A 12,370-nucleotide genomic window follows, 5' to 3' on the forward strand; every position below is an offset into this window, starting at 1 on the left:
CGCGAGGAGCGGCGGCCTGGGCGCCGGTGGCGGCGAGGGTGGCCGTACCACCGGTGGCTATCAGCCCACAGGTGGCGACGAGCGCGAGTCTGCGGGAGCGCTTGGACTTCTTCTTCATGGGGGGTGTCCTCCGGGACAACACGCGCAACGAGGGCGACAGGGGAGCATACGTGCACCGAACAGCTGTCCATTGAGCGGGGTTGCGGACGTGAACGCTAGCGAGTGGTGCGGTCGGCCGACAAGATGTCGGATAGGAAAGTTTCCTATTGCTCTACGGGCAGGAGTCCGGGGGTCGGCTCGCGCCGTGGTCGCTCAGTCCGCGTGGTGCGCGGTCAGCCAGCGGTAGACCAGCTCCGGGCGGCCGACCTGCCCGTACTGCGGGGCCCGCGCCGCGCGTCCCGCCTCGACCAGGTGCTCCAGATAGCGGCGCGCGGTGATCCGCGAGATCCCCACCGCCTCGGCCGTCGAGGCGGCGGAGATGCCCTCCTCGGCGGCGCGCAGCGTGTCGGTCACGGCCTGAAGGGTGGCCGGGGTCAGCCCCTTGGGCAGCTCGGCCGGCTGCGGCGCGCGCAGCGCGGCCAGCGCGCGGTCCACCTCGTCCTGTCCGCTGGCCTCGCCCACGCTCGCGCGGAACTCCGCGTAGCGCAGCAGCCGGTCCCGCAGCGTTGCGAAGGTGAACGGTTTGAGGACGTACTGCACCACCCCGAGCGAGACGCCTTCCCGGACCACCGCGAGGTCGCGGGCCGAGGTCACCGCGATGACGTCCGCGGTGTGGCCCGCCGCGCGCAGCCCCCGCACGAGCTGCAGCCCGTGTCCGTCGGGCAAATACAGATCCAGGAGCAGGAGATCGGCGGGCGTCCGCTCCAGCAGGCGCTGCGCCTCGCCGCGCGTCCGCGCCGCGCCGACGACGGTGAAGCCGGGGACGCGCTCGACGTACATCCGGTGTGCGTCGGCGGCGACGGGGTCGTCCTCGACCACGAGGACCCGGATCGGACCGGGCGGCGCCGGGTTCGGCGGCGCCGGGTTCGGCTGCGCCGGGCTCATCGGGCGGATTCCTCTCGGGGCGCGGTGTCGGCCAGGGGTGCCGCTCCGTCCCCCTCCGCCGGGTCGGTCAGGGGCAGGCGGACCGTGAACTCCGCGCCGCCGTCCGCCGCCCGGGAGACCTCGATCGTGCCGCCGTTGCGGGACACCGCCTGCCGGACCAGGGCGAGCCCCAGCCCGCGGCCCGGGGACTTGGTGCTCCAGCCCCGCCCGAAGGCGTCCTCGACCGCCGCCGGGTCAAGACCGGCGCCCGTGTCGCGTACGCACAGCGTCAGCTCGCCGCCCGCCGCGCGGGCGGTGACCGTGACCCGGGCGCTGCGGGCCGCGCCGCGGCCGGCGCCCTCGGCGGCGGCGTCCGTGGCGTTGTCGATGAGATTGCCGAGGATCGTCACCAGGTCGCGGGCCGGGAGGCCGGGTGGCAGCAGCCCGTCGTCGATACGGCTGTCGGGGGCCAGGACGAGTTCCACGCCGCGCTCGTTGGCCTGGGCGGCCTTGCCCAGCAGCAGGGCGGCCAGCACCGGCTCGGCGACGGCCCCCACCACCTGGTCGGTGAGCACCTGCGCCAGCTCCAGTTCGGCGGTGGCGAAGTCCACCGCCTCCTCGGCGCGCCCCAGCTCGATCAGGGAGACGACGGTGTGCAGCCGGTTGGCGGCCTCGTGGGCCTGGGAGCGCAGGGCCTCGGTGAAGCCGCGTACGGAGTCCAGCTCGCCCGACAGCGCCTGGAGCTCGGTGTGGTCGCGCAGCGTGACGACGGTGCCGCGCTGTTCTCCGCTGCTGACCGGGGAGGTGTTGACGACCACGACCCGCTCGGCGGTCAGGTGCAGCTCGTCCACGCGCGGCTCGGCGGCGAGCAGGGCGCCGGTCAGCGGCGGGGGCAGGCCGAGGTCGGCCACGTACCGGCCGACCGAGTCCCCGGAGAGGCCGAGCAGCTCCCGTCCGGCGTCGTTGATCAGCGCGATCCGCCGCCGGCCGTCGAGCATCAGCAGCCCTTCCCGTACGGCGTGCAGCGCGGCCTGGTGGTAGTCGTGCATCCGGCTCAGCTCGGTGGCGTTCATGCCGTGGGTGTGGCGGCGCAGCCGGGCGTTGATGACGTAGGTGCCGATGCCGCCGATCGTCAGCGCGGCGAACGCGACGGCGAGCAGCGCCAGCATCTGGCGGCGCACCTGCGCGCTGATGGTGTCCACGGTGATGCCCGCGCTGACCAGCGCGGTGATCCTGCCCCCGGCCCGCGCGTCCCGTACCGGGGCCACCACGCGCACGGACGCGCCCAGGGTGCCGGTGTACGTCTCGTCGAAGATGTGGCCGCGCAGCGCGGGCCCGGTGTTGCCGAGGAACTTCTCCCCTATGCGGTCCGGGTCGGGGTGGGTCCAGCGGATCCCGCGCGGATTCATGATCGTGACGAAGGCGACCCCGGTGTCGCGGCGCACCCGCTCGGCGTACGGCTGGAGCCGGGCGGTGGGGTCGTCGGAGCGTACGGCCTCGGCGACGGCGGGGGAGTCTGCGACCGCGGTGGCGGCGGCGGTGGCCTGGCGGCGGGCGGACTCCTCCGCCTGGCTCCGCCCGGAGACGTACGAGAAGATCGCGCATCCGGCCACCACGGCGGCGACCAGGACGACCTGCATCGCGAACAGCTGGCCTGCCAGGCTCCGGGGGCGGGGGACGCGCATGCCACACAGTGTGCACATGGCCGTTTCGTGAACGAAATGAACGGAAGGGTGACCGCCGTCACAGGCGGGGTGCATAGTCCTCGGGACCGTCCAGGGTGAAGTGCGAGCCGTACGTCGCATCAGCCGGGACAGCTGGACGGCAGAGCAGAAGGGGGCAGCACCGTGGCTGCGCAGACCTCGCCGCCCGATTCCGTGGGTACGGATGCCGGGCGGCCGAAGAAGGACCGGATTCACTTCCTCTACATCGCGGTGATCGCCGCGGTCGGGCTCGGCATCCTGGTGGGCTTCGCCGCCCCCGATACGGCCGTGGAGCTGAAGCCGCTCGGCACCGGCTTCGTGAATCTGATCAAGATGATGATCTCGCCGGTCATCTTCTGCACGATCGTGCTCGGCGTGGGTTCGGTGCGGAAGGCCGCGAAGGTCGGCAAGGTCGGTGGCCTCGCGCTCGGCTACTTCCTGCTGATGTCGACCGTGGCGCTCGCCATCGGCCTGGTCGTCGGCAACATCATCGAGCCGGGAAGCGGGCTGCACCTGACCCACGAGGCGGCGCAGGCCGGGCAGGGCCAGGCGGAGGGTGCCCACGAGTCCACCACGGACTTCCTGCTCGGGATCATCCCGACCACGATCGTCTCCGCCTTCACCGTGCCCGAGGTGCTGCAGACCCTGCTGGTCGCGCTGCTGGTCGGCTTCGCGCTGCAGGCCATGGGCAAGAGCGGCGAGCCGGTGCTGCGCGGGATCGGCCACATACAGCGGCTGGTGTTCCGGGTGCTGGCCATGATCATGTGGGCGGCGCCGGTGGGTGCCTTCGGCGCGATGGCGGCGGTGGTCGGCGAGACGGGCGTGGACGCGCTGAAGTCGCTCGCCGTCATCATGATCGGCTTCTACATCACCTGTGCGCTGTTCGTGTTCCTCGTGCTCGGCACGGTCCTGCGGCTGGTCTCGGGCGTGAGCATCTTCTCGCTGCTGAAGTACCTGGCCCGCGAGTTCCTGCTGATCGTGTCGACCTCGTCGTCGGAGTCCGCGCTGCCGCGCCTGATCGCCAAGATGGAGCACGCGGGCGTCAGCCAACCCGTCGTGGGCATCACCGTGCCGACCGGCTACTCGTTCAACCTGGACGGCACCGCGATCTACCTGACCATGTCCTCCCTGTTCATCGCCGAGGCCATGGGCAACCCGCTGTCGCTCGGCGAGCAGATATCCCTGCTGGCGTTCATGATCATCGCGTCGAAGGGCGCGGCGGGCGTGACCGGCGCGGGCATGGCCACGCTGGCCGGCGGTCTCCAGTCGCACCGGCCGGACCTGGTGGACGGCGTCGGCCTGATCGTCGGCATCGACCGCTTCATGAGCGAGGCACGCGCCCTCACCAACTTCGCGGGCAACGCGGTCGCGACCGTCCTGGTCGGCACCTGGACCAAGGAGATCGACAAGGAGCGCATGCGGGAGGTGCTCGCCGGGCGGCTGCCGTTCGACGAGACGACGCTGTCCCCCGACGGGCACGGCGTGGAGGCCGCGGACGACTCGGACGACTCGGACGGCGCGGGCTCGGCCGTGCCGGAGCGGCGCGGCGGCCCGGACACGGCGAAGGAGCACGCCGCCCTCTGACCCGCTCCGCCCGTGCGGCGCGCACCGCACGCACGGCCGGCGCGGCCCTGCCCTCCTGAATCGGGGCAGGGCCGCGCTCGTTTCACCCCCCGCCCGCGGACCTCGCGGGGACGTGGACGACCCCCGTCGCCGTCTCCGCGTGCACCCCCGGGAAGACGGGGAGCAGCGGGGCGGCCAACAGGGCGACCCCCAGGACCGCCGTGGCGATCCGCCCCCAAAGAGACATGCGTCCGGCTCCCTTCCCTCCGCCACGTCCTCACCCCCGTGGAAGACGTACGGTCCACTCCAGCGGCCCGGCGGTTGTTCGGCAGCCCCCGCCGCCGTACGGAACAATGGGAAGAGCGTCTGACGGGGGGTGGAGCATGGGCCGTCGGGAGACTCCGCTGGATCCGAGCGCGGGCCCGGTCCAGCGTTTCGCCTACGAGCTGCGCAAGTTGCGGACCGAGGCGGGCGGGCCGACCTATCGGTCCATGGCCCAGAGAGCCCCGTACTCCGTCACCACGCTGTCCCAGGCCGCCGCGGGAGAACAACTCCCCTCGCTGCGGGTCACCCTCGCGTATGTGGAGGCGTGCGGTGGCGACCGGGCCGAATGGGAGGCCCGCTGGCGCGAGGCCGCGGAGGAGGTGGCCGGCCGCCCCGCCGAGGACGAGGACGCCACCCCGCCGTACCGCGGCCTGGCCCGCTTCGAGCCGGGCGACCACGACCGCTTCTTCGGCCGCGACCAACTCCTCGCCGAGCTGCTGGAGTTGGTGGCCGAGAGGAGGTTCGTCGCCGTCTTCGGCCCCTCGGGCAGCGGCAAGTCCTCGCTGCTGCGGGCCGGCCTGATCCCCGCCCTGCGCGACGGCGCGCCGACCGTGCCGCGCCCGGCCGTGATCCGCGTCCTCACCCCGGGCGACCGCCCCCTGCGCACCCACGCCGCCGCACTCGCCCCGCTCGGCTCCGACAAGGGCGGCGGGGACGGGGACACCTGGCTGGTGGTCGACCAGTTCGAGGAGGTCTTCACCCTCTGCCGGGACCCGGCGGAGCGCGCCGGGTTCATCGAGCGGCTGCTGTCCGCCTGGGACGAGAACAGCCGGCTGCGCGTGGTCCTCGGCGTACGGGCCGACTTCTTCGGCCGCTGCGCCGAACACCGGGAGCTGACCGCGGCGCTGCGTGGCGCCACCTTGCTGGTCGGGCCGATGGGGCGGGCGGAGCTGCGGGAGGCGATCGTCAAGCCGGCCGCCGCGGAAGGTCTGATCGTCGAACGGGCGCTGACCGCCAGGATCGTCGAGGAGGTCGCCGACGAACCCGGCGGTCTGCCCCTGATGTCCCACGCCCTCCTGGAGACCTGGCGCCGCCGCCGGGGCCGGACGCTGACCGAGGAGGCGTACGAGGAGGCGGGCGGCGTCCGGGGGGCCATCGCCCTGACCGCGGAACGGGTGTACGGGGAGCTGAGCGAGCGGCAGCTGGAGGCCGCCCGGCGGATCATGCTCCGGCTGATCACCCCGGGCGAGGGGGCCCAGGACACGCGGCGCCCGGTGGACCGGGAGGAGTTGGGGCTGGACCCGGCGGAACGGGGGCCGGGCCCCGGCGGCACCGCCCACGATTCCGCCCGGGGCCCCGACACCGACCCCGGCCCCGACACCGGCAGCACTCCCGACACCGGTGCCGACACCGCACCCCGTCCCGGCGCGGCCGGCGACACCGCCCTGGTGCTGGAACGCCTCGTGCGGGCCCGGCTGGTCACCCTCGACGAGGGCACGGTCGACCTCGCCCACGAGGCGCTGATCACGGCCTGGCCCCGGCTGCGCGGCTGGATCGACGAGGACCGCCAGCGGCTGCGGACGCACCGCAAGCTGACCGAGGCCGCCCGGGCCTGGGAGGAGCTGGGGCGGGACCCCGGCGCGCTCTACCGGGGCGCGCGGCTGGCGGAGGCGTGGGAGGCGTTCGGCGAGCCGGGCCGGTCGGACGAACTCACCGCGGCCGAACGGGACTTCCTGATGGCCAGCCGGGCGGCGGGCACGCGCGAGCGCCGGCGGCTGCGGGCGTTCGCGGGCTCGATGGCGTTGCTGCTGGTGCTGGCGCTGGTGGCCGGGGTGGTGGCGTGGCAGCAGAACAGGGCGGGTGAGCAGCGGCGCGCGGAGGCCACCTCCCGCCGGATCGCGTCCGTCGCGGACAACATGCGGTACGCGGACCCGGTGACGGCGCTGCGGCTGAGCGTCGCCGCGTGGAAGATCAGCCACACGGCGGAGGCGAGATCCGCGCTGCTGGGGGCGGTGGCGCAGCGCGAGCGGGACACCTTCACCGCCACCGGGGTCGGGGCGAATGACGTGGCGTCGCTGAGCGCCGACGGCCGTACGCTCGTCACCTCCGACGGGCAGAAGGGCCGGACGGTGGCCTGGGATGTGCTCACCCACCGCCGGATCGGCTCGTTCAGGACGAGCGACGAGTCGGAGACCGTGACGGCCGTCTCCCCGGACGGGCGGCAGGTGGTGACGGACGGGGAGAGCGGGTTGCAACTGCGGGACCGCGCCTCCGGCCGGCCCATCGGCCCTCGTTTCCCCTCCGGGAACGGTGAGGTCTCCTTCGGACCGAGTGGACACACCCTCCTCGTCGAGGACGGACACCGGCTCCGGCTGTGGGACATCCGGCACCGCCATGTCCTGTTCCAGCGCGCCGGCGAGACCATGCGGCAGCCGGCGCTCAGCGCGGACGACCGGAGGCTGGCGCTGTGTTCGGACCAGGACGAGCTGGAGGTGTGGGACGTCCCCGCGCACCGCCGGATACGTACGCTCCCGGCCGCCGCCTCGCGCCTGGCCTGCCCTTCGGGTGAGGACAGCGACGGCGTGGAACTCGTACTCACTCCGGACGGCGGGAAGCTGCTGGTCAGCACCGTGAAGGGGGTCCGCGACTGGGCGCTGGACTCCGGAAGGGAGCTGCCGGGCATCTCCCACGCCGGGCTCTGGTACCTCGCCCCCAGCCGTGACGGGCGGCTGCTGGCGGCCACGGATGACCAGGAGGTCCTGATGTGGCGGATCGACAGCCCCGCCAGGCCGGTCTACCGCCACCCCTTGGCGGGGCGGCAGATCGCCGGTCTCTGGCTGGACGCGGACCACGGGGTGATCCGCTACCAGGAGGGCGAGGGCATGGGGGGCGACACGGTGCGCACCCTCCACCTCGGAGGCGCCACAGCCGCCGGATGGGGGCCGAAGCGGGACGGGGAGGCCCTGTTCAGCCCCGACGCGAGCCTGATCGCGGAGGTACGGACCTCGGGGCGGCGGAAACGGATCGAGCTGCGGCACACCGGCGACGGAACCCCGGCCGCCGCCCTGCCCCCGGCCGACTGCCGGGCCACCGCGCGACCGGGGCACAAGGGCTGGTCCTGCCAACCGCTCATGGCGTTCAGCGCGGACGGGCGCACCTTCGCCTATGGGTTCAGCGAGCGGGACGACCGCACCGGCGGGCACCGGGCGGAGCGGGTCACGATGTGGGATGTGCGCCACGGCCGCAAGACGGCCGATCTCCCCCTCACCCCGAAGGAAACGAGCGACCCGGGTGTGGAGTCGATCGCGTTGACACCGGACGGCGGGACCGTGATCGCCTATCGGCGGTTCTCGGAGATCCTCGACCTGTGGCGGGTGCGCAGCCGTACCAGGGTGACGCGGCAGGCGCCCGGGCTGGCGGACGTCCTGGTCGGCGGTTCCGGCGACCTCGCGGTGTCCTTCACCGACTCCGCCGCCCTCGCCGTGCGTCCCGACGGGCGATTGGTCACCACGGCGTCCGGCGGGCGATTCACCCTCCCCTCAGGACACCCGGTCCGGTCGACCCCCTCGCAGGACTCGGTCTACGCGCTGGCCTACAGCCCCGACGGTGAACAACTGGCCCTGGGCACGGACTCGGGACAGGTGACGCTGTGGGACGGGGACGCGCTGCGCCGCCTGGGCGTCGTCTCGGGGACGCTCACCGGCGAGGGGCGCGAGACGGCCGAGCCCGTGGAGGCCCTGGCCTACTCGCCCGACGGCACGATCCTGGCCGTGGCGGGGGACAAGGGGACGGTGCGGCTGTGGGACACCGCGTCCAGCCGCCCGCTGGGATCCGCACTGATCACCGCGGGGGACGCGGTCCGGGCCCTCTCCTTCAGCAAGGACGGCCGGACCCTGCTGGTCGCGGGCGAACACGTCCCCCTCCAGAGGTACGCCGTCGACCCCGACCGGGCCACCGCCGCCGTCTGCGCGCGGGCCGGGGGCGGGCTCTCCCGGGCCGAATGGAAGACGTACATCCCGGAGGTCCCGTACCGCGCGGTGTGCTGAAGTCCCGTACCGCGAGGTGTGCCGATACCGCGGATCGGAGACAGCCGACAGCCCCGCGCCTCCCCCCGTGGAAGGCGCGGGCGAACAGGGACGCTCGTATCAGCGAGAGATAAGCGCGGCTTAAGCGCTTGCTGAGTGATTACCGAGCGTTATCGGAAAACCGGTGTTCGCCGTCCACGGCGACCCGGAGCTGCTCGGGCAGCGCGGTCCATTCCGGCCCGTCGTTCTGGGGCTTGACCCAGGCGATGTTCCCGCCGGTGTCGATATAGGCGACGCGGCCGATGGCCTCGCGCTCGATGTCGTACACGAGATCGCCTATCCGAGGAAGTGTGCGAGCCTGTCCCGGTGCCGTCATGAGCTGCCCTTTCGCCGTCGCGCCACCTGTCGGTGCGCGTCTAGCCGCCTCGGCCCTGTGACCGGCCGCTCCGAGGAATCCGACCGCGAGGAGTCCCGCGGCCAGGGCTCGGTGGTACCGGCCGCTCAACCGGCGTGGTCTCGCCGGTCTGGTGGTCGATATGCGAGTCAAGCCCCCCATGCCGCCCCCGTTCGTCTTCGTGCGGAGGGCTCCCCGTTGCCGCGGGCTCCCCATCCGGCGGGTATGAGCCGGACGTGAGCGTGGGTGCGCCGCGGCGCCCTCGTTGCCCGTAGCGTGCAATGGATTGCTGATCTCCCGCTGATGCGGCGCTGACCTGTGACTGTGGGTAGGCTGCGAGATGGCCGCAGGAATCTCAGGTACCGACGGGGGAAACGCGTGCACGGGACCGAGTTTCGTCTGTTGGGCCCGGTCGGGATTTGGCAGGGCGAGCAGGGGCTCGGCCCGACCGCCGCCCAGCAGCGATCCGTCCTGGCGATGCTGTTGCTGGAGCCCGGCCGGGTGGTGTCCGTGGACCGGCTGGTGATGGCCGTCTGGGGCGAGGACCCGCCGGGGTCGGCGCGCAACGCCGTACAGGTCCAGATATCCAAGCTGCGCAGGATCCTGGCCGCCCTGCCCGACACCGAACTGTCCACCTCCGCGCAGGGCTACTGCCTCACCGTCGATCCCGAGCGGGTGGACCTGCACCGGTTCCGGGAGCTGGTGCGCGAGGCGCGGAAGGCCGGCGACGGGCCGGCGGGCGAGCTGCTGCACGCGGCGCTCCAGCTCTGGCGCGGCCCGGCGCTCGCGGATGTCGCGGGCGGCTGGCTGCCCGGGACCGTCGGGGCGGGGCTGGAGGAGGAGCGGCGCGCCGTGGTGGAGGAGTGCGCCGCGATCGATCTGCGCTCGGGGCGGCATCAGCAGGCCGCCGCCGCGCTGTCGCCCCTGGTGGCGGAGCACCCCTTCGCCGAGCGGTCCGTGGGCCTGCTGATGGAGGCGCTCAGCCGGTCCGGCCGGCGGGCGGACGCGCTGGCGCTCTTCCGCGCCACGCGGCGGCGCTACGTCGAGGAGCTGGGCATCGAGCCGGGGGACGACCTCCAGCGGCTGCACCAGCAGGTGCTGGAGGAGGAGACCTCTCCCGAGCCGTCCCCGACGCCGTCCTCGTCCCCGGCCCCGACCCCCTCCCACGCCCCGTCCCCGGCCCACGCCCAAGCCCCCTCCCACGCCCCGTCCCCCTCCCACGCCCCGGCCCCGGCCCACACCTCCGCGGGCCCCCCTTCCGACGCCCCCTCCCCACACCCCTCCGCGTCGGCGTCCCCGCCCCCTCCCTCATCGCCCTTGCCTTCGGAGTCCCCGCCGGCCGGCGGGCTCGCGGTGCCGCAGCAACTCCCCGCCGACGTCGCCCACTTCACCGGGCGCGAGCGGGAGCTGGCCGGCCTGGACGCGCTGCTGCGACCCGAGCCGGAGCCCGGGGCCGAGGCCGGGCGGGCGCCCACCGCGGCGGTGATCTCGGTGATCGCGGGGAGCGGCGGGCTGGGCAAGACGACGCTCGCCGTGCACTGGGCCCACCGGGTCCGCGACCGCTTCCCCGACGGCCAGCTGTATGTGAACCTCCGCGGCTTCGGCCCGACCGGCTCGGCGATGACCCCCTCGGAGGCGGTGCGCGGCTTTCTGGACGCCTTCCAGGTGCCCGCGCACCGGATACCGGCGACCGTCGAGGCGCAGACCGCCCTGTACCGCAGCCTGTTGGCCGACCGGCGGGTGCTGATCCTCCTCGACAACGCCCGCGACGCCGACCAGGTCCGTCCCCTGCTGCCCGGGGCGCCCGGCTGTCTGGTGCTGCTGACCAGCCGTAACGAGCTGACCAGCCTGGTCGTCGCCGAGCAGGCCCAGCCCCTGCCGCTGGACCTGCTCGACCGCGCCGAGGCGCGTGAACTGCTCGCCCGGCGGCTGGGCTCCGAGCGGGTGGCGGCCGAGCCGGGGGCGGTGGAGGACGTCATCACGGTGTGCGCGGGGCTGCCCCTCGCGCTGGCCATCGTCGCGGCCCGCGCGGCCACCCACCCCGGCTTCACCCTCGAGGCCCTCGCCCGCGAACTGCACGACGCCCGCGGCAGCCTGGACGCGTTCGACGGCGGGGACGCCACCACCGACGTCCGCGCGGTGTTCTCCTGGTCGTACCACACCCTCGGCGCCGACGCCGCCCGGCTGTTCCGGCTGCTGGGCGTTCACCCCGGCCCGGACATCGCGGCCGCCGCCGCGGCCAGCCTGGTGGGGCTGCCCGTGCCACAGGCCCGCCGGCTGCTGCTCCAGCTCACCCGGGCCCATCTGCTCACCGAGCGCAGCCCGGGCCAGTACGCGCTGCACGACCTGCTGCGCGCCTACGCCATCGAGCTGACGCAGGCGTACGACTCCGAGGCCGACCGGCGCGCCGCGCTCCACCGGACGCTCGACCACTACCTGCACACCGCCCTCGCCGCCGGCCGCGTGTTCACCCCGCACCGCACGCCCATCACCCTCCCCGCCGCGCGGCCCGGCGTCAGCCCCGAGCCGCTCGCCGAGTACGGGGAGGCGCTGACCTGGTTCACCGTCGAGCATCCCGTGCTGGTCGCGGTGCAACAGCAGGCGGCGGAGAGCGGATTCGAGACCCACGCCTGGCAGTTGGCCTGGACGCTCGCCGAGTTCCTCGACCAGCTCGGCCACTGGCACGACCAGGACGTCGTGCACACCGTCGCGCTGGAGGCGGCCCGGCGTACGAACGACCTGGCCGGCCAGGCCCACGCCCTCCACGGCCTCGGCCTCGCCGACCTCCGCATGGCCCGCTACGACCGGGCTCGCGAGCGCCTGCTGCGCGCCCTGGACCTGCACGGCAAGACCGGCAACCCGGCCGGCCAGGCCCTCATCCACGTCGCGCTCAACCTGGCCGGCGAACGGCAGGGCCGCCACAAGGAGGGCCTCTACCACGCGCAGCGCACCCTCGAGCTGTACCGGGAGGTCGGCCACCGCGGCGGGGAGGCGTACGCCCTCAACAACGTCGGCTGGGCCTATGCCATGCTCGGCGAGTACCAGCAGACCCTGATCCACTGCGAGAAGGCCCTGCGCATGCTGCAGGAGGCCGACGACGGACGCGGCGCCTCCGCCGCCTGGGACAGCCTCGGCTACGCCCACCACCGCCTCGGCGACCACCAGCAGGCCATCACCTGCTACCGGAACGCGGTGGAGCTGCGCCAAGGGCGTGGCGAGCGGGTCCGCGGGGCCGAGTCCCTCTACCGTCTGGGCAGCGCCCAGCTCGCCGCCGGTGACATCCCCGGCGCCCGCGACTCCTGGCAGCAGGCCCTGACCATGTTCGACGTCCTCGGCCACCCCGATGCCGGCCGGGTCCGCGAGGAACTCGGCCGGCTCGCCGAACTCGACGGCTGAGC

General features: G+C 73.9%; 7 protein-coding genes. 3 read left to right on the top strand and 4 right to left on the bottom strand.

Features of this window, described 5'->3' with window-relative positions:
• Positions 1–312 precede the first annotated feature (312 nt).
• Entirely contained in the window at positions 313–1,044 is a 732-nt protein-coding gene (locus tag BBH68_RS20930) for a response regulator (RefSeq protein WP_065964806.1), read from the bottom strand.
• Positions 1,041–2,708: a sensor histidine kinase gene (locus BBH68_RS20935; protein ID WP_065964807.1), complete on the bottom strand. Its 1,668-nt coding sequence runs from the start codon at positions 2,706–2,708 to the stop codon at positions 1,041–1,043. Before BBH68_RS20935 ends, BBH68_RS20930 begins: the two co-directional genes overlap by 4 nt.
• A 162-nt stretch (positions 2,709–2,870) precedes the next feature.
• Here BBH68_RS20935 and BBH68_RS20940 point away from each other — a divergent pair, with 162 nt between their 5' ends.
• Positions 2,871–4,310, top strand: coding sequence for a cation:dicarboxylate symporter family transporter (locus tag BBH68_RS20940; RefSeq protein WP_076970745.1), 1,440 nt, complete (start codon positions 2,871–2,873; stop codon positions 4,308–4,310).
• Positions 4,311–4,392: 82 nt separating this feature from the next.
• On the opposite strand, the gene BBH68_RS42050 is transcribed toward BBH68_RS20940, so the two are convergent.
• Positions 4,393–4,536, bottom strand: coding sequence for a hypothetical protein (locus tag BBH68_RS42050; RefSeq protein ID WP_158080298.1), 144 nt, complete (start codon positions 4,534–4,536; stop codon positions 4,393–4,395).
• A 136-nt stretch (positions 4,537–4,672) separates the two neighbouring features.
• Between BBH68_RS42050 and BBH68_RS20945 the strand changes: the two genes are divergently transcribed.
• Positions 4,673–8,599: a WD40 repeat domain-containing protein gene (locus tag BBH68_RS20945; protein WP_065964809.1), complete on the top strand. Its 3,927-nt coding sequence runs from the start codon at positions 4,673–4,675 to the stop codon at positions 8,597–8,599.
• A 139-nt stretch (positions 8,600–8,738) separates the two neighbouring features.
• Here the strand turns inward: BBH68_RS20945 and BBH68_RS20950 are convergent, their stop codons facing one another.
• Entirely contained in the window at positions 8,739–8,906 is a 168-nt protein-coding gene (locus tag BBH68_RS20950) for a hypothetical protein (protein WP_245738175.1), read from the bottom strand.
• A gap of 444 nt (positions 8,907–9,350) precedes the next feature.
• Here BBH68_RS20950 and BBH68_RS20955 point away from each other — a divergent pair, with 444 nt between their 5' ends.
• On the top strand, positions 9,351–12,368 hold the full coding sequence (locus BBH68_RS20955) for an AfsR/SARP family transcriptional regulator (protein ID WP_065964813.1): 3,018 nt from the start codon (positions 9,351–9,353) through the stop codon (positions 12,366–12,368).
• Positions 12,369–12,370 lie beyond the last annotated feature (2 nt).

The sequence above is a fragment of the Streptomyces sparsogenes genome, from assembly GCF_001704635.1.
GTDB classification, from domain to species: domain Bacteria; phylum Actinomycetota; class Actinomycetes; order Streptomycetales; family Streptomycetaceae; genus Streptomyces; species Streptomyces sparsogenes.